Here is a 19,919-nt window from a genome sequence, read left to right on the forward strand (position 1 = left end):
ATGGCCGAACTGACCCTCCAGGAGCGCCTGCAGCCGTCGCTGCTCGACCGCCTCACCGACGACGAGCCGGGCAACCTCAAGGAAGCCGCGGAGCGCCGGGTGCTGACCCTGAACCAGCTGAAGGCCTCGGTGCTGCGCGACCTGGCGTGGCTGTTCAACACCACTTCGCTGTTCGACCACGGCCCCGCCGCACGGATGCCGGCCGGCAACTCGGTGCTCAACTACGGGCTGCCGGCGCTGGCCGGGCACACCGCGTCGAGCGTCGACGTGCATGCCATCGAGGCGCTGCTCACCGAGACCATCGCCACCTTCGAGCCGCGTATCATCCGTTCTTCGCTGCGGGTGCGCGCGCAACTGCTGCCCGGCGAGATGGACCACAACGCCCTGAGCTTCGAGATCGAGGGTGATCTCTGGGCCGAACCGGCGCCGCTGCGCCTGCTGCTGACCACCAACCTGGACCTGGAGACCGGCCACGTGCGCGTCGCCCAGGGCGAGCGGAGGCGTACATGAACCCGCGCCTGCTCGAGTACTACAACCAGGAATTGCAACACATCCGCGAAAGCGCCGCGGAGTTCGCCGAGGAGTTCCCGAAGATCGCCGGGCGCCTGTCGCTGTCCGGCTTCGAGTGCGCCGACCCCTACGTCGAGCGCCTGCTGGAAGGTTTCGCCTATCTCACCGCGCGGGTCCAGCTGAAGCTCGACGCGGAGTACCCGACCTTCACCCACAACCTGCTGGAAATCGCCTACCCGCACTACCTGGCGCCGACTCCGTCGATGACCGTGGTGCAGCTGCGCCCGGACCCCAACGAAGGCGCCCTGAGCAGCGGCTTCAGCGTCGAGCGCGGGGCCTCCCTGCGCGGCCAGCTCGGCCCCGATGACCAGACCGCCTGCGAATACCGCACCGCCCACCCGGTGACCCTGTGGCCGCTGGAAGTGGCCCAGGCCGACTACTTCGGCAATCCCGCCGCGGTGCTCGGCCGCCTCGCCGCCAGCGAGCCGCGGGCCAAGGCCGGCCTGCGCATCCGCCTGCGCAGCGGCGCCGGCATCCCGTTCGACAGCCTGTCGCTGGACGCCCTGCCGCTCTACCTGCACGGCGCCGACGAACAACCCTACCGCCTCTACGAACAATTGCTCGGCAACGCCTGCGCGGTGTTCGTCCGCGCCCCGGACAATGCCTGGGTCGAACGCCTGCCGACGAGCAGCCTGCGTGCGCGCGGCTTCGACGACGAGGACGCGCTGCTGCCGGTGGTGCCGCGGGCGTTCCAGGGCTACCGCCTGCTGCAGGAATACTTCGCCCTGCCGGCGCGCTTCCTGTTCGTCGAGTTCTCCGGCCTGAACCGCGCCCTGCGTCGATGCCACGGCGAGGAGCTGGAACTGGTCGTGCTGTTCGGCAAGCACGACCAGCGCCTGGAGGGCACGGTGGACGCGGAGCAACTGGTGCCGTTCTGCACCCCGGCGATCAACCTGTTCCCGCGCCGCTGCGACCGCATCCACCTGTCCGACCGGGTCAACGAGCATCACGTGATCGTCGACCGCACCCGTCCGCTGGATTTCGAGGTGCATTCGCTGCAACAGGTGAGCGGCCACGGCAGCGGTCCGGAGCAACCCTTCCAACCGTTCTACGCGGTGCGCGACCCGGCGCGCTACGGCCGCGAGCAGGCCTACTTCAGCGTGCGCCGCGAACCGCGCGTGCTGTCCAGCAAGCAGCGGCGCAAGGGCCCGCGCTCGACCTACGTCGGCAGCGAGACCTTCGTCGCCCTGGTCGACGCCAACCAGGCGCCCTATCGCCACGACCTGCGCCAGCTCGGCATCGCCGCGCTGTGCACCAACCGCGACCTGCCGCTGTTCATGCCGATCGGCGCGCACAAGAGCGACTTCACCCTGGAGGACAGCGCGCCGGTCATGCAGGTGCGCTGCCTCGCCGGACCGAGCCGGCCGCGCGCCAGCCGTGCCCACGATGCCAGCGCCTGGCGGCTGATCAGCCAGCTGTCGCTGAACTACCTGTCGCTGGCCGAGCGCGGCCAGGGCGCCGCCGCCCTGCGCGAGCTGCTGCGGCTCTACGGCGACAGCGGCGATCCGGCGCTGCAATTGCAGATCGAGGGCCTGCGCGAGGTCAGCAGCAAGCCTTGCACGCGGCGCCTGCCGATGCCCGGGCCGATCGTCTTCGGCCGTGGCCTGGAGATCACCCTGGACTTCGACGAGAACGCGTTCCGCGGCACCGGGGTGTTCCTTCTCGGCGCTGTGTTCGAGCGCTTCCTGGCACGCTACGTGTCGATCAACAGCTTTACCGAGACGGTGCTGCGCACCGGCGAACGGGGCGAGGTGATGAGATGGCAGGCGAAGCCGGGCAGCCGTCCGAACCTCTGAACCTGCTCGCCGGGATGGCGGCGGCGCCCTGGGACTATGACTTCTTCCAGGCGCTGCGGCGCATCGAGTGCGAGTCGCCGCAACTGCCGCGCCTCGGTCATTCGGTGCGGCTGGCGGACGACCCGCTGCGTCTCGGGCAGAAGCCCGACTGCACCTTCGCGCCCTCGACCCTGGCCTCGGTGAGCCAGGCCGGCACCGCTGCGGTGCCGCGCCTGGACCAGTTCTTCTTCGGCCTCACCGGCCCCAACGGGCCGCTGCCGCTGCACCTCACCGAATACGCCCGGGAACGCCAGCGCAACGTCAACGACGCGACCTTCAAGCGCTTCATGGACGTCTTCCACCACCGCCTGCTGACCCTGTTCTACCGGGCCTGGGCCGAGGCGCGGCCGGAGATCAGCCACGACCGGATCGACGACGACTACTGGTCGGCGCGCCTCGCCGCGCTCTCCGGGCGCGGCATGCCGAGCCTGCGGGGGCGCGAGCCGCTGGCGGATACCGCACGCTACTACTACACCGGCCACCTCGCCGCGCAGACCCGCTACCCGGACGGCCTGCGGGTGATCCTCGCGGAGTATTTCGAGGTCCCGGTGGCGGTCGAGGAATACGTCGGCCAATGGCTGGAGCTGCCCGAGCGCAGCCGCCTCGGCGTCGACTCGACGAGCCTGGGCATGGACGTCTGCCTGGGCACCCACGTCTGGGACCGCCAGCACAAGTTCCGCCTGCGCCTGGGGCCGCTGGACCTCGATCAATACCAGCGCTTCCTGCCCGACGGCGACCACTTCGTCGAGCTGGCCGCCTGGGTCGCCGAATACCTGGGCGAGGAGCTGGACTGGGACGTCAACCTGGTCCTGCAACGCCACGAAGTACCCCCGCTGGGCCTGCAGGGCGGCGGGCGGCTCGGTTTCAACACCTGGCTGGGCGATCCCGGCCAGGACGCCAGGGATCTACTGCTGGCCCGCCAGTACGCCACTGCGCGGCCGCACGAGCACAAGGAGAAGGAACATGAGTGAGATCAGTCGCGTTGCGCTGTTCGGCAAGCTGAACAGCCTGGCCTACAAGGCCATCGAGGCCGCCACGGTATTCTGCAAGCTGCGCGGCAATCCCTATGTCGAGCTGGTGCACTGGTTCCACCAGATCCTCCAGTTGCCGGACTCGGACCTGCACCAGATCGTCCGCCAGTCCGGGATCGACCCGGCGCGCCTGGCCAAGGACCTGACCGAGGCCCTCGACCGCCTGCCGCGCGGCTCGACCTCGATCACCGACCTGTCCTCCCATGTCGAGGAAGCGGTGGAGCGCGGCTGGGTCTACGGCAGCCTGATGTTCGGCGAGAGCCAGGTGCGCACCGGCTACCTGGTGATCGGCATCCTCAAGACGCCGAGCCTGCGCCATGCCCTCACCGGGCTGTCGGCGGAATTCGCCAAGCTCAAGGTCGAGGCGCTCACCGAGCGCTTCGACGAGTACGTCGGCGCCTCGCCGGAGAACGGCCTGTCGGCCAGCGACGGCTTCAACGCCGGTGCCGCCCCGGGCGAGGCCAGCGGCGCCCTGGCGCCGAGCGCGATGGGCAAGCAGGAGGCGCTCAAGCGCTTTACCGTGGACCTCACCGAGCAGGCCCGTAGCGGCAAGCTCGACCCCATCGTCGGGCGTGACGAGGAGATCCGCCAGTTGGTGGACATCCTCATGCGCCGCCGGCAGAACAACCCGATCCTCACCGGCGAGGCCGGCGTCGGCAAGACCGCGGTGGTGGAAGGCTTCGCCCTGCGCATCGTCGCCGGCGACGTCCCGCCGGCGCTGAAGGACGTCGAACTGCGCGCCCTCGACGTCGGCCTGCTGCAGGCCGGGGCGAGCATGAAGGGCGAGTTCGAGCAGCGCCTGCGCCAGGTGATCGAAGACGTGCAGAGTTCCGAGAAGCCGATCATCCTGTTCATCGACGAAGCCCACACCCTGGTCGGCGCCGGTGGCGCGGCCGGAACCGGCGACGCCGCCAACCTGCTCAAGCCGGCCCTGGCGCGCGGCACCCTGCGCACCGTGGCGGCGACCACCTGGGCCGAGTACAAGAAGCACATCGAGAAGGACCCGGCGCTGACCCGGCGTTTCCAGGTGGTGCAGGTGGACGAGCCGTCCGAGCACAAGGCCATCCTGATGATGCGCGGTGTCGCGTCGACCATGGAGAAGCACCACAAGGTGCAGATCCTCGACGAGGCGCTGGAGGCGGCGGTCCGGCTGTCGCACCGCTACATCCCGGCGCGCCAGCTGCCGGACAAGTCGGTGAGCCTGCTGGATACCGCCTGCGCGCGCACCGCCATCAGCCTGCACGCGGTGCCGGCCGAGGTCGACGATAGCCGCCGGCGCATCGAGGCGCTGGAAACCGAGCTGGCGATCATCCGCCGCGAGAGCGCCATCGGCGTCGCCACCGCCGAACGCCAGCGCAACGCCGAGACCCTGCTGGCCGAGGAGCGCGAGCGCCTGGCCGCCCTGGAGCAGCGCTGGGCCGAGGAAAAACGCCTGGTCGACGAACTGCTGGAGACCCGCGCCCGTCTGCGTGCCGCCGCCGAAGCGGTGGACGCCGGCGGCGTGCCGCTGGGCGAAGGCGAGGCGCGTCTCGACGAGGAACAGCGCCAGGCGCTGCATGCGCGGCTGGCGGAGCTGCAGGCGCAACTGAGCGCGTTGCAGGGCGAAGAGCCGCTGATCCTGCCGACCGTGGACTACCAGGCGGTGGCCTCGGTGGTCGCCGACTGGACCGGCATCCCGGTCGGCCGCATGGCGCGCAACGAGATCGAGACCGTGCTCAACCTCGACCAGCACCTGAAGAAGCGCATCATCGGCCAGGACCACGCGCTGGAGATGATCGCCAAGCGCATCCAGACTTCCCGCGCCGGCCTCGACAACCCGAGCAAGCCGATCGGCGTGTTCATGCTCGCCGGCACCTCCGGGGTGGGCAAGACCGAGACCGCGCTGGCCTTGGCCGAGGCCATGTACGGCGGCGAGCAGAATGTCATCACCATCAACATGAGCGAGTTCCAGGAAGCCCACACCGTCTCCACCCTCAAGGGCGCCCCGCCCGGCTACATCGGCTACGGCGAGGGTGGCGTGCTGACCGAGGCGGTGCGTCGCAAGCCCTACAGCGTGGTGCTGCTGGATGAAGTGGAGAAGGCCCACCCGGATGTCCACGAGATCTTCTTCCAGGTCTTCGACAAGGGCGTGATGGAGGACGGCGAAGGCCGGGTGATCGACTTCAAGAACACCCTGATCCTGCTCACCACCAACGCCGGCACCGAGATGATCGCCAGCCTCTGCGCCGATCCGGAACTGATGCCCGAGCCGGAAGCCATCGCCAAGTCGCTGCGCGAACCGCTGCTGAAGATCTTCCCGCCGGCGCTGCTCGGCCGCCTGGTGACCATCCCCTACTACCCGCTCAGCGACGACATGCTCAAGGCCATTTCGCGCCTGCAACTGGGGCGGATCAAGAAGCGCGTGGAGGCGACCCACAAGGTGCCGTTCGAGTTCGACGAGGGCGTCGTCGACCTGATCGTCTCGCGCTGCACCGAGACCGAGAGCGGCGGCCGGATGATCGACGCGATCCTCACCAACACGCTGTTGCCGGACATGAGCCGCGAGTTCCTCACCCGCATGCTCGAAGGCAAGCCGTTGGCCGGGGTACGTATCAGTAGCCGCGACAACCAGTTCCACTACGACTTCGCCGAGGCCGAGTGACAACCGGCGACACGCAGAGCAGTAGAAGGAACCGTCGATGGGATTGATGCAACTGACCCGCCTGGTCCAGGTGGATTGCCCGCTGGGGCCGGACGTGCTGCTGTTGCAGCGCATGGAGGGACGCGAGGAACTGGGACGGCTGTTCGCCTACGAGCTGCACCTGGTATCGGAAAATCCCAACCTGCCGCTGGAGCAGTTGCTCGGCAAGCCGATGAGCCTGTCGCTGGAGCTGCCCAGCGGCAGCCGGCGCTTCTTTCACGGCATCGTCGCGCGCTGTAGCCAGGTGGCCGGGCACGGCCAGTTCGCCGGCTACCAGGCCACCCTGCGGCCCTGGCCGTGGCTGCTGACGCGCACCTCGGACTGCCGCATCTTCCAGAACCAGAGCGTGCCGGAGATCATCAAGCAGGTGTTCCGCGACCTCGGCTTTTCCGATTTCGAGGATGCCCTCACGCGCCCCTACCGCGAGTGGGAATACTGCGTGCAGTACCGCGAGACCAGCTTCGACTTCATCAGCCGGCTGATGGAACAGGAGGGCATCTACTACTGGTTCCGCCATGAGCAGAAGCGCCACATCCTGGTGCTCTCCGACGCCTACGGCGCGCATCGCAGCCCGGGTGGCTACGCCAGCGTGCCGTACTACCCGCCGACCCTCGGCCATCGCGAGCGCGACCACTTCTTCGACTGGCAGATGGCACGCGAGGTCCAGCCCGGTTCGCTGACCCTCAACGACTACGACTTCCAGCGCCCCGGCGCGCGCCTGGAGGTGCGTTCGAACATCGCCCGGCCGCACGCGGCGGCCGACTACCCGCTGTACGACTATCCCGGCGAATACGTGCAGAGCCAGGACGGCGAGCAGTACGCGCGCAACCGCATCGAGGCGATCCAGGCGCAGCACGAGCGCGTGCGCCTGCGCGGCGTGGTGCGCGGGATCGGCGCCGGGCACCTGTTCCGCCTGAGCGGCTATCCGCGCGATGACCAGAACCGCGAGTACCTGGTGGTCGGCGCCGAATACCGGGTGGTCCAGGAACTCTACGAAACCGGCAGCGGCGGCGCCGGCTCGCAGTTCGAGAGCGAGCTGGACTGCATCGACGCCAGCCAGTCGTTCCGTCTCCTGCCGCAGACTCCGGTACCGGTGGTGCGGGGTCCGCAGACCGCGGTGGTGGTCGGACCCAAGGGCGAGGAGATCTGGACCGACCAGTACGGCCGGGTCAAGGTGCACTTCCACTGGGATCGCCACGACCAGTCGAACGAGAACAGCTCCTGCTGGATTCGCGTGTCCCAGGCCTGGGCCGGGAAGAACTGGGGTTCGATGCAGATCCCGCGGATCGGCCAGGAAGTGATCGTCAGCTTCCTCGAAGGCGACCCGGACCGGCCGATCATCACCGGGCGGGTCTACAACGCCGAGCAGACGGTGCCCTACGAGCTGCCGGCGAACGCCACCCAGAGCGGGATGAAGAGCCGTTCGAGCAAGGGCGGCACGCCGGCCAACTTCAACGAGATCCGCATGGAGGACAAGAAGGGCGCCGAGCAGTTATACATCCACGCCGAGCGCAACCAGGACAACCTGGTCGAGAACGATGCCTCGCTGTCGGTCGGCCACGACCGCAACAAGAGCATCGGCCACGACGAGCTGGCGCGCATCGGCAACAACCGCACCCGCGCGGTGAAGCTCAACGACACCCTGTTGGTGGGCGGGGCGAAGAGCGACAGCGTCACCGGCACCTACCTGATCGAGGCCGGCGCGCAGATCCGCCTGGTCTGCGGCAAGAGCGTGGTGGAGTTCAACGCCGACGGCACCATCAATATCTCCGGCAGCGCCTTCAACCTCTACGCCAGCGGCAACGGCAACATCGACACCGGCGGCCGCCTCGACCTCAATTCCGGCGGCGCCAGCGAGGTCGACGCCAAGGGCAAGGGCGTGCAGGGCACCATCGACGGCCAGGTACAGGCGATGTTTCCGCCGCCGGCGAAGGGCTGAGGCGGCGGCATCCTGGCTGCCCGCCCTTGGGCAGGACGCCGCGGGAGCCTTGACGATTCGCGCATGTCCTCGCCAGGCAGAAGCGGCGGTCGCTCAAGACCGATGGTGTTGCGCTCAGGGCAGATCGACCTTCAGGCCGCGGCCAGTGCGTATACCGACGTAGTAGGCGTCCTTGAGGGCCCTGGAGAGTTCCGGGTCGGTTTCGTCGAATTCCTTCACGGCGATGCTGCCGAGGGTCAACCGGTGCAGTGCGGAACGATCCAGGCTGCGGTCGAGCAGGACGGACCTGATGTACTGCAATTGCTTTTCCGCGGACAGCAGGACCTCGTATCCCGGATAGCGGGCCAGCCGGTCGACGACCAGCGCCAGAGCGCGGTCGATGTATTCGATGGGTGTCATGATCCCTCCCGGGGAAGCAGACCGAAGGAGCCTTTCTCGTTGGAGAACAGTTGTTGCGCGCCGCCTTTGGCGGGATATGACTGTCCCTTTACCGACCAGAAGTCATCGGTCGGCGCAGCGGTGCTGCGCAGGACCTCGACCTTCTGGGTCGTCCTGTAGGAGTTGAGGACCTTGGGTTCGATGGTGTTCGCCGCCCGGTTGGTGCCCATGGGGTTGATTCCCAGCTCCGTGGGCTGCACGCGCGGGCTGAGTGTATACCAGTTGCCCTGCGGCGCTCCGGGGGACTGGTACTGCCACAGGTTCTTGCCGGGCGCGAGGGTTTCCACACGGACCGGATGGTTGAAGTCCAGGCCGTTCATGTACGACTCGGCATCGGCAGGATCGATGTCCTTCGACTTGAAGAACTTGGCGGCGGTTTCACGATTCCCGCGGTAGTTGATGTCGTGGTCGAGGTTGCCGGAACGACCGAACTTGTTGTTCAGGTAGGCGCGTCGTTGCGCGGTTTCGGAGGTCACCGCTGCCGGACGACGACCGGCGAGTTTCGGCCCGAAGCCCAGCAATGCCATCCCCGCCACGCCCTGGAACAGGTCGCGGTAGCCGGGACCGAGGCGGTCGCCGAGGTCGCCGAGCAGGGCCATGCCGCCCATCATCAGCCCGCCGATGGCGACGAAGCCGGCCAGCGCCGCGACCCCGGCCATCGCCGCCAGCAGCAGGCCGCCGGCAAGGGCCGCCAGGCCCAGCGCCTCGAGGCCGGTGTGCAGCCATTCCTCCAGGTCGAGGACGAAGGCCACCCGCTCGGTGGGGCCGCCGATGAAGGTGTCCTGGCTGCCGGTCTTGATGTGCGCGCCGCAGACCATCTTGCTCTGCAGGCGCGCCGCCGGCTTGCCGTTGATGTACACGGTGGCGCTGCCTTCGGCGATCAGCACCGGGAACGGCCACAGCGGATGGTTCAGCGGCAGGCCGCTGCAGGTGGCGGAGACGTCGTCGCCGGCGCGCATCGCGTTGCGACTGTTCACGTAGACGTTGAAGCTGCCGCGTATGAGCACCCCGGTGGTCGGCTCGGGTAGCTCGAAGATGGTGGTCAGGCCCTTGACGATCTGGAACATCGACAGCCCGCCGGCGGCGATCGAGCCGGCCAGGATCACCGCGGCCAGGCCGCCGGTGGCGGCGGTGGCGGCGACCACGGCGGCGCCGATCAGGGCTCCGGCCACGGCTCCGGCGACCATCGCGGCGACACCGAAACCGTGGGCTATCTCATCGCCCAGTCGGGCGGCGGCTTGCGCATCCATGCGTCGGTACTCGGGTCAGCTAGGGGTCGGGCGCGGGACCAGGGTCTGCATCGCCTGCTTCCAGGCCGGCTCGTGGTGCGGCAGGTCAGCCGGGGTGGTGGTCAGGGTGGTGATCAGCACCGCCGGGCGGCGCTCGATGAATACCTGGCGCAGCATCAGGTCGCGGCCCTCGCGCTGCCACTGGTAGTCGAGGAGCACGGCGGCGTGGCCGTGAATGTTGATGTCCCAGCGCTTGTGCAGCTTGAAGCCGAGCAATTGCTTCTCGGCGTTTTCCAGTTGGCGGGCGACATAGTCGGCGAACGGCGCGTCGCCCTGGCTGGCGTCGCGGCTGATGACGAAACTGGCTTCGCGGGCGGGGCCGCTGGCGGGGAGCTTGAAGATGTTGATGCTCTGGTCCTGCCAGGCATCGGGAATCTCGAGATCGGCTTCGTGGAGGCGATAGAGCGTCACTGTGTTAACCCCTTCCCTAGGATTCTGAGTGAGTCATTGCTGGACAAAAGCTTTACGGAATGTTGCTCGCGAATCAAGGCTTTCCTGGCCCGAAGCGGCCTTTCGTGATGGCCTTCTGCCTGTTCGCCGTCGGTCGGGGCGCTCGTCGGAATCTGTGTCACGCATCTCCCCTTTCCACCGCATCCGCGCCTATGCTGCTTGGGTGGCGCCGCTCCAACGGCGCCAGTGATGGACGTGGATCAAGGATGATTTCATGGCACTTGCGCAACAGACCCGCCTGGTCCGGGTCGACAGTCCGCTCGGCGCGGAGGTCCTGCAATTGCAGCGAATGGAGGGTCGCGAAGAGCTCGGCCGGCCGTTCGCCTACGAGCTGGAACTGATCTCGGAAAACCCCGACCTGCCACTCGACGGGCTGCTGGGCAAGCCGGCCAGCCTGGCGCTGGAACTGCACGACGGCAGCCGGCGGCATTTCCACGGCATCGTCGCCGCTTGCAGCCAGGGATCCGGCAACGGCCAGTTCGCCAGCTACCAGGTCACCCTGCGCCCCTGGCTGTGGCTGCTGACGCGCACCTCCGACTGCCGCATCTTCCAGAACCAGAAGGTCCCGGACATCATCAAGCAGGTGTTCCGCGACCTCGGCTTCTCCGACTTCGAGGACGCCCTGAGCCGCTCCTACCGCGAGTGGGAATACTGCGTGCAGTACCGCGAGACCAGTTTCGACTTCGTCAGCCGGCTGATGGAGCAGGAAGGCATCTACTACTGGTTCCGCCACGAGCAGAGCCGCCACATCCTGGTGCTCTCCGACGCCTACGGCGCGCACCAGAGCCCGCCGAACTACGCCAGCGTGCCCTACTACCCGCCGACCCTGGAACAGCGCGAGCGCGACCATTTCTACGACTGGCACATGGCGCGCGAGGTGCAGTCCGGCTCACTGAGCCTCAACGACTACGACTTCCAGCGTCCCGGCGCGCGCCTGGAGGTGCGTTCGAACATCGCCCGCTCGCACGCGGCGGCCGACTACCCGCTGTACGACTACCCCGGCGAATACGTGCAGAGCCAGGACGGCGAGCAGTACGCGCGGACCCGTATCGAAGCCTTGCAGGCGCGCTACGAACGGGTGCGCCTGCGCGGCCGCGCCCGCGGCCTGGGTTCGGGCCACCTGTTCAAGCTCAGCGGCTACCCGCGCGAGGACCAGAACCGCGAGTACCTGGTGGTCGGCGCCGAGTACCGGGTGGTCCAGGAACTCTACGAGACCGGCGGCGGCGGGGTCGGCGCGCAGTTCGAAAGCGAGCTGGACTGCATCGATGCCGGCCAGGCCTACCGCCCCTTGCCGACCACTCCGTTGCCGATCGTCCGTGGCCCGCAGACTGCGGTGGTGGTCGGGCCCAAGGGCGAGGAGATCTGGACCGACCAGTACGGCCGGGTCAAGGTGCATTTCCACTGGGACCGCCACGACCAGTCCAACGAGAACAGCTCCTGCTGGATGCGCGTCTCCCAGGCCTGGGCGGGGAAGAACTGGGGCTCGATCCAGATCCCGCGGATCGGCCAGGAAGTGATCGTCAGCTTCCTCGAAGGCGACCCGGACCGGCCGATCATCACCGGGCGGGTCTACAACGCCGAGCAGACGGTGCCCTACGAGCTGCCGGCGAACGCTACCCAGAGCGGCACCAAGAGCCGTTCGAGCAAGGGCGGCACGCCGGCCAACTTCAACGAGATCCGCATGGAGGACAAGAAGGGCGCCGAGCAGTTGTTCATCCATGCCGAGAGGAACCAGGACATCGAGGTCGAGAACGACGAGACCCACTGGGTCGGCCACGACCGGACCAAGACCATCGACCACGACGAGACCGTGCACGTGAAGCACGATCGCACCGAGACCGTGGACAACAACGAGACCATCACCATCGGCGTCGACCGCACCGAGAAGGTCGGCAACAACGAGAAGATCAGTATCGGCGCGAACCGCACCGAGGACGTCGGCAGCAACGAGACCATCAGCATCGGCGTCGACCGCACCGAGAAGGTCGGCAGCAACGAGAAGATCAGCATCGGTGCCAATCGCACCGAGGACGTCGGCAACGACGAGACCATCAGCATCGGCGCGAACCGTAGCGAGTCGGTGGGCAACAACGAGACGATCAGCATCGGCGCCGACCGCAGCGAGTCGGTGGGCGCCAACGAGACCATCGACATAGGCGGCAACCAGAGCACCAGCATCGGCAAGAACGAGTCGCGCAGCGTCGGCCAGGGCCGCGATACCTCGGTGGGCAAGGACGATAGCCTGGACGTGGGCAAGAGCTTCACGCTCAACGCCGGCGACTCGATCACCCTGGTCACCGGTGCCGCCAGCATCCGCATGAAGAAGGACGGCAGCATCGTCATCAGCGGCAAGAACATCACCATCGACGGATCCGGGGCGATCAACGTCAAGGCCGACAAGAACGTGGTGGTGAAGGGACGCAAGATCCTCCAGAACTGAAGCGGCGCAGAGCCAGGGAGTCAGCGCATGAGTGTCGAGATCCATCTACCCGGGGCCACGACGGCCCTTCCCGCGCGCCTGGACGGCGTGGTCATCGGCGTCCTCCTCGACGTGCCGGACGCCGCCGCTCCGGTGGTCGCCTATCCCGGTTGCCCGAGCGAGCACGGCCTGGCGGCGGCCACCACCACCCAGCTCAGTCGCGCCGACATCGGCGCCCAGGTAGCGCTGATGTTCGTCGCCGGCGATCCGCGCCAGCCGCTGCTGATCGGCCGCATCCAGCGCCTGCCGCAGGAAGCGCTGGCGCAACTGGACGGCGAGCGCCTGGAGTTCAGTGCCGAACGCGAGATCGTCCTGCGTTGTGGCAAGGCCAGCATCACCCTGACCCGCGCCGGCAAGGTGATCATCCGTGGCGCCTATCTTTCCAGCCGCTCCACCGGGGTCAACCGGATCAAGGGCGGTTCGGTGCAGATCAACTGAGCGCGGCGGGCCCGACATGGAACTGTTGAACGCCACCCCGCTGGCCGCCGCCTACAATCAGGGGCTCGACGCCGAAGGCCGGGAGTCGCTGGTGGTGATCGCCAAGGGCAGTTTCGACCTGCCGCTGGACGGTCGCGAGGCGCGCCTGCTGGACGAGCAGCAGACGCTGCTGATGGTCGATGAATTCTATGGCGAGCCGGGGTTTTCCGCGCCGCGCCGGGAGTGCGAGTTCGTTCCCTTCAAGCCGTTCTGCGATGTGCTGGTGCTGGGCAGCGCCCAGGCGCCCGGCGGGCGGCCGGTACAGCAGTTGACCGCGGGCATCCGCGTCGGCCGGGTGAGCAAGGCGCTGGCGGTGCATGGGCCGCGCCAGTGGGAACCGGGATTGCTCGGTGCCGGCGCGGGCGTCGCGCAGCCGTTCCAGCGCCAGGACATTTCCTACGCCAGTGCCTTCGGCGGCAGCCATGCCTCGCCGGACAACCCCGGTTTCATGGATTGCTACATGGCCAATCCGGCCGGATGTGGCTGGTTTCCGCACAGCGCCGACACCGCCGAGATCGTCGGCACGCCGATGCCGGCCACGGAAAAGCTCGGCGAGCCGGTGGACAGCCCCCACGGCCGCTTCACGCCGATGGCGCTCGGCCCGCTCGGCCGCCACTGGCAGGCCCGGGTCGGCTTCGCCGGCCGCTACGACGACGCCTGGTTGGCCGAGCGCTTCCCGTTCCTGCCCGCCGACTTCGACGAGCGCTACTTCCAGTCCGCGCCGGCCGACCAGTGGACCGACCATCTGCGCGGCGGCGAGGAGGTCCTGCTGCTCAACCTCACCGGCGAGGAGCGCGCGGCCTTCCGCGTGCCGCGCAGGGAGGTCCCGGTGACCTTCTTCCTGAAAAAGGGTGGCCACGAAACCGCGCAGGCACGGATCGATACCCTGCTGGTGGACTGCGACGCCCGTCGCGTGGAAGTCACCTGGCGCATTCGCCGACCGTTGAAGCGCAACCTGTTCGAGATCGTCCAGGTGCTGGTCGGCAGCAAGTCCGCCGCCTGGTGGCGCGCCCGCGAGCTGGGCAAGGACTACTACCCCTCGCTTGCCGCGTTGGCACGCAGCCGCCAGGCCGAGGAGGACGAGGCATGAGCCAGGCCCTGAGCATCGTCGCCTCCGGCATGGTCAGCGCGGTCGGTCTCAGCGCGCCGGCCAGCTGCGCGGCGATCCGCTGCGCCCTGGACAACTTCCAGGAAACCCGTTTCATCGACCAGGGCGGCGAATGGTTGCTTGCCGCCAGCGTGCCGCTGGAGCAGCCCTGGCGCGGCCGCGCCAAGCTGCTGAAGATGGCTGCGCGAGCCATCGACGAGGCCTTGCGCGGCCAGCCCGATCTCGATTGCACGGAGCTGCCGCTGCTGCTCTGCGTCGCCGAGGGCGACCGTCCCGGACGCTGCGCGGGGCTCGACGAGTCTTTCCTGCGTGACCTGGAAGGCGAGCTGGGACGACGCTTCCATCCCTCCTCGGCACTCATCGCCCGTGGCCGGGTCGGTGGCGCGGTGGCCCTGCTCAACGCGCGCAAGCTGATCCAGGGCGGCTGCCGGCAGGTCCTGGTGGCCGGCGTCGACTCCTTCGTCAGCGGCCCGACCCTGGCCGCCTACGAGGCCCGCGAGCGGCTGCTGACCAGCCAGAACTCCAACGGCTTCATTCCCGGCGAGGGCGCCGCCGCCGTGCTGGTCGCCGCGCCGCTCCACGAGGAGGCGCCGCAGTTGCTCTGCATCGGCCTCGGCTTCGGCGTCGAGAAGGCCACGGTGGAGAGCGAGGACCTGCCGCTGCGCGCCGACGGCCTGAGCCAGGCCGTGCGCGCCGCCCTCGCCGAGGCTGGCTGCGGCCTGGAGCAGATGGACTACCGGCTCACCGACATTTCCGGCGAGCAGTACTACTTCAAGGAGGCCTCGCTGACCCTGAGTCGCAACCTGCGCGTGCTCAAGCCGAAGTTCGACCTCTGGCACCCCGCCGACTGCATCGGCGAATGCGGCGCCGCCATCGGTCCGGCGTTGCTCGCCGTGGCCCTGGCCGCTTCGCGCAAGGGCTACGGCGACGGGCCGAACGTGTTCTGCCACCTGGGCAACGACGCCGGCGAACGCGCCGCCGCGCTGCTCAGCTATCGACGGGTGAGGGCTGCCTGATGGCCAACGAGGTGTACGCCAACAACATGGAGATCTCCTGCAAGGCGGCGAGCGGCAAGTCCATCGCGGCCTTCCCGGATGTCTGCTTCACCCCGCCGCAGGCGCCGCCGACGCCGTTGGGGGTACCGATCCCCTACCCCAATACCGGCCTGTCCAAGGACACCACCAAAGGCACCCGGACCATTCGCATCACCCGCAAGGAGGTGATGCTGAAGAACAAGAGCTACTACAAGACCAGCTACGGCGACGAGCCGGGGCGGGCGCCGAAGAAGGGCATCGTCACCAGCAAGATCAAGGGCAAGGTGTACTTCACCTCCTGGTCGATGAACGTCAAGTTCGAAAGCAAGAACGTGGTTCGCCACCTCGACCTGACCACCCACAACCACGCGTCCTTTCCTGGCAATACGCCGGTCTGGCCCTACCTCGACCAGGCCACCGTCGATGCTGGTGGTGGACCGTGCAGCAATGAAGTGAAGAAGGAGAAGAAGGATTGCGCTGACTTCAAGCCGCATGGCAGCAAGGATGCCTGCGCTGGCCTTGGCGCGGGCAAGCCTTCCGGCAAGAAGACCAGCAACGAAGCTGACCGACTGGCAGACAAGGTCGCTGCCCGAAAATGCCTGACCGCGCGCCGGTGTGCCCTGCAACCGTACAAGCCGAACAGTTGCTGCCCGCAGCAGACCGCTCACCACCTGATCGAGGCCAGCGCCTTGCACGACAAGGGACGTGGTGGAAAAGGCTCGGTACCCCTCAAGGGGATATCCAACTATTCGGAGAACAAGGCTCCTTGCGTCTGCGCGGAGGGCGTCAATCAGAACGTGGGTACCCACGGCCTCATGCACACGTTCCAGAGCGCCGCTGCCGCGAAGTCGCGCAGTGGAACCCTGCAATTGTCCAATGGCAGCTCCATCTCCGCGAAGAAGACCACCTACGGAACGGCGAAACGTCAATCCATGGCTGCCATGGGCAAGGTCTTTCCGCAGTCGAAATGCTCGAAGGAATGTCTGTCCGCTCAGCTCGACAACTATCACAAGCAGTGCGGAATCAACGCCAGAACACCCATCAAGGCCGTTGAAACCGGCCAGACCGACGTCACGGCTGCGACGCAGGCGATAAAGACCCGCAATGCGCGTCTTGGCGCCACGAGGAGTCGAGTCCGCTAGTGACCGTTACAGGAGATTGAAATGTTGAAGAAACTCTCGCCGATTTTCTCGAACATCACCGGCGTCGTCCGCTATCAGGACCTGGCGTACGTGGCCTCGGTATCCGACGAGATCCAGGAGCAGAACATAGCGCACAGCTATGTCACGGAGTGGGACTGCGGAACCTGGTGTGTTGCTGGCGAGGATGACGACATGCTGCCCTGGGAGATCGTGTCGGCCACGGTAGTGCACGAGCCAGTGGAACAAGCATTGTTTCTGGGCGCTCGGGGCCAGGTATTCTGCATGGGCTCCGGCGACATCCATGAAGAGCAGTTGCCCGACGGCGACGATGCCATCGGTGGCCGGGGCAATATGCGCGGCGTTGCCTGTATCGACGGGGTGGCCTATGCCTGCGGGATGGATCGACAGGTCTACCGGCGCTTCGACGAGAACGACTGGCGTGCCATCGACAGCGGCGCTCGGCCTCCGGCAGGCAGCGAAGCGGTGGTCGGATTCGAGGCCATCGGCGGCTTCGGTGCCAGGGAAATCTATGCCGTCGGCTGGGACGGGGAGATCTGGCAGTACGACGGCAAGCGCTGGCAGCCCCGGGAGAGCCCGACGAACTTGATCCTGACGGCGATCTGCTGCGCGGAAGATGGCTCGGTTTACGCCTGTGGACAGGCGGGAACGCTGCTGCGTGGACGCAACGACCACTGGGAGATCATCGCCCAGGACGATGTCGATGAAGACTTGTGGAGCCTCGCGTGGTTCGACGGCGCACTCTACGTGTCGAGCGCAACGGCGGTCTATACGCTGGTCGGTGGCCATCTCAAGGAGGTGGACTTCGGTGATGAGCAACCCCAACGCTGCTTCCACCTTAGCGCTGCCGACGGCGTGTTGTGGAGCATCGCCGCGAAAGACATCTTCAGCTTCGACGGCCAGCAATGGACGCGCATAGATTGAGCATCGCAGCGATCGTCGACCAGCACGCCGAGGAAGCCGCCTTCCTTGCCCTGCTCCGCGACTACGCCGTGCGTGCGCCCCATTACGACCTGGAGGAGCTCGCCGAGCTCGATCAGCGCATCGAGGCGCACCTGGACGGCTTGGCGATCGCCGGCCAGGCCGGCCATGACGCCCTGCTCGAGCAACTCGACGCGCACGCCCAGGGCGAGGCGTTCGCCCTCGCGGTGCTGGCCATGCAGGCAGGAGACGATGCGTTGATCGGACGGATGCGCGCCTGTCTTGCGGCGTCTCCGGAAGCCCGGCGCGGTTTCGCCGCAGCCCTCGGCTGGCTCGACTGGGACCAGGCGCGGCCCTGGGTGGAGCGCCTGCTGGCCTCGCCCGAGCCGCTGTTCCGCGCCATTGGCCTGGCCGCCTGCGGCATGCACCGGCATGACCCGGGGCCGGCGCTGCTGTCCGCCCTTGGCCACGCCGACCCGGCGGTGCTGGCGCGCGCCGCGCGCACCGCCGGCGAGCTGCGTCGGCGCGACCTGATGGCGAATATTCGCGCCTATCGCGCCCACGATGACCCGAGCCTGCGCTTCTGGGCCAACTGGGCCACCGCGCAGATGGGCGACGAGGAGGCGTTGGGGCCATTGCGTGCGTTCGCCGGGCAGCCCGGCCCGTTCCAGCTGCCGGCGACCATGGTGCTGCTCGCCTGGCAGCCGCGCGACACCAGCATGGCCTGGATTCGCCAACTGATGCAGGCGGCGGACACGCGGCGGATCGGCATCCAGGCCACCGGCCTGTTCGGCGATCCGGTGGCGGTGCCCTGGCTGATCCAGCAGATGCGCGACGAGAGTCTGGCGCGGGTCGCCGGCGAGGCCTTCAGCCTGATCACCGGCGCCGACCTGGCGCTGCTCGACCTGGAGCTGGAGGCCTTGCCCGACTACGATCCTGGCCCCAACGACGATCCCGACGACGAAGACGTCGCCCTCGACGACGATGAGAACCTCACCTGGCCGGACGCGGCACGGGTTACCGCCTGGTGGCGGGACCACGGCGCGCGCTTCGTCGCCGGGCGCGCCTACCTGCTCGGCGAACCTCTGGGCGAGGCGCACTGCCGCCAGGTCCTGCGCGACGGCCAGCAACGCCAGCGAATGGCTGCGGCGTGCCTGCTGGCGCGCTTCGTGCCGAACCTGCCGCTGTTCCCCACCGGTGCGCCGGTGCGCCGCCAACTGGACCTGTTCTGATAGCTGGCTGGCACCGGGCGGCCAGGTCATGGCCGCTGGCGCGGTGCGCCGGGTTTTCCCATTCGACGAATTTCCCTGCACGTAGCCAACCGGTTGACTGAAACCTTTCACCACTTATGCGGGGCGAATGGAAATGCCACTCGTTTGCCATGATAGCCTGTCGACATCCTCTGGAAATATCGTGAAAAAAGCTGACAACGTGCGAGATAGAGGGATTTTTTAATTTATGGTTAAGCTTCGGGCATTAGCGTTGAGCACCAGAAGTGACCGATCGGTCACGTAGGTCGCTCTGCGTTTGTTGTGCCTTTTTCCTATGGGGAAAGCGTCGGCAGACGTGGGAAAATTCAATCGATCCACTCATCGAGGTTCCGAACCATGCCAGACCGTATGCGGGGCGTTAAGTCCGATTCTCCAGAGCAGGAAAGCGCTGACGATGCATTGAAAAGGATTGTCGATGGATTCCAGCATTTCCGCCGGGAGGTCTTTCCCGAGCAGCAGGCGCTGTTCAAGAAGCTCGCCAATAGCCAGCGGCCGCGGGCGATGTTCATCACCTGCGCGGATTCGCGCATCGTTCCCGAGCTGATCACCCAGAGTTCCCCCGGCGACCTGTTCGTCACCCGCAACGTCGGCAACGTGGTGCCGCCCTACGGGCAGATGAACGGTGGCGTCTCCACCGCCATCGAATACGCTGTGCTGGCGCTGGGCGTGCACCACATCATCGTCTGCGGCCACTCCGACTGCGGGGCGATGCGCGCCGTGCTCGACCCGCAGACCCTGGAACGCATGCCGACGGTCAAGGCCTGGCTGCGGCACGCCGAGGTGGCACGCACGGTGGTGGCGGACAACTGCGACTGCGGCGCCAGCCACGACACCCTCGGGGTGCTCACCGAAGAGAACGTGGTGGCCCAGCTCGATCACCTGCGCACCCACCCCTCGGTGGCCTCGCGCCTGGCCAGCGGGCAACTGTTCATCCACGGCTGGGTGTACGACATCGAGAGTGCGCAGATCCGCGCCTACGACGCCAAGCAGGGTCGCTTCCTGCCCCTCGACGGCGAGCATCCGGTGCCGATGGCCACGCCCGCGCCGCGCTACCTGAACTCGTGATAGCGGCGGCCGTGTGGGCCGCCGGATAACAACAGCGTTTTCGCGTCACCTTTCGCCGTTCCTGCCATGGACGACCTCTGGGAAGCCCCGTTCCGGGGCTGAACGGGTCGCTATTACAAGAAAAAACACACTGCGCACACACAACCGGCGCCGGGCCTGGTCCTGGCGTCGC

General features: G+C 67.4%; 16 protein-coding genes. 13 read left to right on the forward strand and 3 right to left on the reverse strand.

Annotation, left to right across the window (positions count from 1 at the left end; genetic code table 11):
• The 5 genes from tssE to vgrG1a are packed head-to-tail and all read left to right on the forward strand — an operon-like array spanning window position 1 to window position 8,055.
• A complete protein-coding gene (tssE, locus tag ACYAF3_RS11905; RefSeq protein ID WP_003104971.1) occupies window positions 1-510 on the forward strand; it encodes a type VI secretion system baseplate subunit TssE in 510 nt (169 codons plus the stop codon).
• Window positions 507-2,366 carry a type VI secretion system baseplate subunit TssF gene (tssF, locus tag ACYAF3_RS11910; RefSeq protein WP_003083676.1) on the forward strand — a complete coding sequence of 620 codons (1,860 nt, stop codon included), beginning with the start codon at window positions 507-509 and terminating at the stop codon, window positions 2,364-2,366. Before tssE ends, tssF begins: the two co-directional genes overlap by 4 nt.
• Window positions 2,330-3,376, forward strand: a complete 1,047-nt coding sequence (gene tssG / locus ACYAF3_RS11915; protein ID WP_003104969.1) for a type VI secretion system baseplate subunit TssG — start codon at window positions 2,330-2,332, stop codon at window positions 3,374-3,376. The genes tssF and tssG overlap by 37 nt, the downstream gene beginning before the upstream one ends.
• Entirely contained in the window at window positions 3,369-6,077 is a 2,709-nt protein-coding gene (gene tssH / locus ACYAF3_RS11920; RefSeq protein ID WP_003122585.1) for a type VI secretion system ATPase TssH, read from the forward strand. Before tssG ends, tssH begins: the two co-directional genes overlap by 8 nt.
• A gap of 46 nt (window positions 6,078-6,123) precedes the next feature.
• Window positions 6,124-8,055, forward strand: coding sequence for a type VI secretion system spike protein VgrG1a (vgrG1a, locus tag ACYAF3_RS11925; RefSeq protein WP_073653864.1), 1,932 nt, complete (start codon window positions 6,124-6,126; stop codon window positions 8,053-8,055).
• 114 nt (window positions 8,056-8,169) lie between these two features.
• On the opposite strand, the gene ACYAF3_RS11930 is transcribed toward vgrG1a, so the two are convergent.
• From ACYAF3_RS11930 to eagT6, 3 genes are read right to left on the reverse strand one after another with little or no spacing between them, the layout of a single operon-like run.
• On the reverse strand, window positions 8,170-8,454 hold the full coding sequence (locus ACYAF3_RS11930; RefSeq protein ID WP_003104961.1) for an immunity protein Tsi6 family protein: 285 nt from the start codon (window positions 8,452-8,454) through the stop codon (window positions 8,170-8,172).
• The gene (gene tse6, locus ACYAF3_RS11935; protein ID WP_003104959.1) at window positions 8,451-9,743 is read right to left on the reverse strand and encodes an NAD(P)+ glycohydrolase Tse6; all 1,293 of its coding nucleotides are present in this window, start codon (window positions 9,741-9,743) and stop codon (window positions 8,451-8,453) included. Before tse6 ends, ACYAF3_RS11930 begins: the two co-directional genes overlap by 4 nt.
• A gap of 15 nt (window positions 9,744-9,758) precedes the next feature.
• Window positions 9,759-10,193 carry a type VI secretion system effector EagT6 gene (gene eagT6 / locus ACYAF3_RS11940; protein ID WP_023089786.1) on the reverse strand — a complete coding sequence of 145 codons (435 nt, stop codon included), beginning with the start codon at window positions 10,191-10,193 and terminating at the stop codon, window positions 9,759-9,761.
• Between the two features lie 253 nt (window positions 10,194-10,446).
• Between eagT6 and vgrG1b the strand changes: the two genes are divergently transcribed.
• The 8 genes from vgrG1b (at window position 10,447) to ACYAF3_RS11980 (ending at window position 19,747) form a co-directional block, all read left to right on the forward strand.
• On the forward strand, window positions 10,447-12,672 hold the full coding sequence (vgrG1b, locus tag ACYAF3_RS11945) for a type VI secretion system spike protein VgrG1b (RefSeq protein ID WP_004346969.1): 2,226 nt from the start codon (window positions 10,447-10,449) through the stop codon (window positions 12,670-12,672).
• A gap of 27 nt (window positions 12,673-12,699) precedes the next feature.
• Window positions 12,700-13,149, forward strand: a complete 450-nt coding sequence (locus ACYAF3_RS11950; RefSeq protein ID WP_003101196.1) for a DUF6484 domain-containing protein — start codon at window positions 12,700-12,702, stop codon at window positions 13,147-13,149.
• Window positions 13,150-13,165: 16 nt separating this feature from the next.
• Entirely contained in the window at window positions 13,166-14,278 is a 1,113-nt protein-coding gene (locus ACYAF3_RS11955) for a DUF2169 family type VI secretion system accessory protein (protein ID WP_221771368.1), read from the forward strand.
• Entirely contained in the window at window positions 14,275-15,312 is a 1,038-nt protein-coding gene (locus ACYAF3_RS11960) for a 3-oxoacyl-ACP synthase (protein ID WP_003115088.1), read from the forward strand. The genes ACYAF3_RS11955 and ACYAF3_RS11960 overlap by 4 nt, the downstream gene beginning before the upstream one ends.
• On the forward strand, window positions 15,312-16,472 hold the full coding sequence (gene tse7, locus ACYAF3_RS11965; protein WP_003083698.1) for a type VI secretion system effector Dnase Tse7: 1,161 nt from the start codon (window positions 15,312-15,314) through the stop codon (window positions 16,470-16,472). The genes ACYAF3_RS11960 and tse7 overlap by 1 nt, the downstream gene beginning before the upstream one ends.
• Before the next feature lie 21 nt (window positions 16,473-16,493).
• Window positions 16,494-17,414, forward strand: a complete 921-nt coding sequence (tsi7, locus tag ACYAF3_RS11970; protein ID WP_003083699.1) for a type IV secretion system immunity protein Tsi7 — start codon at window positions 16,494-16,496, stop codon at window positions 17,412-17,414.
• Window positions 17,396-18,643 (forward strand): TIGR02270 family protein, encoded by a 1,248-nt coding sequence (locus ACYAF3_RS11975; RefSeq protein WP_010793584.1) that lies wholly within the window; start codon window positions 17,396-17,398, stop codon window positions 18,641-18,643. The genes tsi7 and ACYAF3_RS11975 overlap by 19 nt, the downstream gene beginning before the upstream one ends.
• A 375-nt stretch (window positions 18,644-19,018) precedes the next feature.
• A complete protein-coding gene (locus tag ACYAF3_RS11980; protein WP_003083701.1) occupies window positions 19,019-19,747 on the forward strand; it encodes a carbonic anhydrase in 729 nt (242 codons plus the stop codon).
• The last annotated feature ends 172 nt before the right edge of the window (window positions 19,748-19,919 follow it).

This window comes from Pseudomonas sp. TZ252 (assembly GCF_056110345.1).

Bases quoted from the DNA above. Each gene is read 5' to 3' on its own strand.
- tssE (WP_003104971.1), top strand. From the start codon at position 1: ATGGCCGAACTGACCCTCCAGGAGCGCCTGCAGCCGTCGCTGCTCGAC.
- tssF (WP_003083676.1), top strand. From the start codon at position 507: ATGAACCCGCGCCTGCTCGAGTACTACAACCAGGAATTGCAACACATC.
- tssG (WP_003104969.1), top strand. From the start codon at position 2,330: ATGGCAGGCGAAGCCGGGCAGCCGTCCGAACCTCTGAACCTGCTCGCC.
- tssH (WP_003122585.1), top strand. From the start codon at position 3,369: ATGAGTGAGATCAGTCGCGTTGCGCTGTTCGGCAAGCTGAACAGCCTG.
- vgrG1a (WP_073653864.1), top strand. From the start codon at position 6,124: ATGCAACTGACCCGCCTGGTCCAGGTGGATTGCCCGCTGGGGCCGGAC.
- ACYAF3_RS11930 (WP_003104961.1), bottom strand. From the start codon at position 8,454: ATGACACCCATCGAATACATCGACCGCGCTCTGGCGCTGGTCGTCGAC.
- tse6 (WP_003104959.1), bottom strand. From the start codon at position 9,743: ATGGATGCGCAAGCCGCCGCCCGACTGGGCGATGAGATAGCCCACGGT.
- vgrG1b (WP_004346969.1), top strand. From the start codon at position 10,447: ATGGCACTTGCGCAACAGACCCGCCTGGTCCGGGTCGACAGTCCGCTC.
- ACYAF3_RS11950 (WP_003101196.1), top strand. From the start codon at position 12,700: ATGAGTGTCGAGATCCATCTACCCGGGGCCACGACGGCCCTTCCCGCG.
- ACYAF3_RS11955 (WP_221771368.1), top strand. From the start codon at position 13,166: ATGGAACTGTTGAACGCCACCCCGCTGGCCGCCGCCTACAATCAGGGG.
- ACYAF3_RS11960 (WP_003115088.1), top strand. From the start codon at position 14,275: ATGAGCCAGGCCCTGAGCATCGTCGCCTCCGGCATGGTCAGCGCGGTC.
- tse7 (WP_003083698.1), top strand. From the start codon at position 15,312: ATGGCCAACGAGGTGTACGCCAACAACATGGAGATCTCCTGCAAGGCG.
- tsi7 (WP_003083699.1), top strand. From the start codon at position 16,494: ATGTTGAAGAAACTCTCGCCGATTTTCTCGAACATCACCGGCGTCGTC.
- ACYAF3_RS11975 (WP_010793584.1), top strand. From the start codon at position 17,396: ATGGACGCGCATAGATTGAGCATCGCAGCGATCGTCGACCAGCACGCC.
- ACYAF3_RS11980 (WP_003083701.1), top strand. From the start codon at position 19,019: ATGCCAGACCGTATGCGGGGCGTTAAGTCCGATTCTCCAGAGCAGGAA.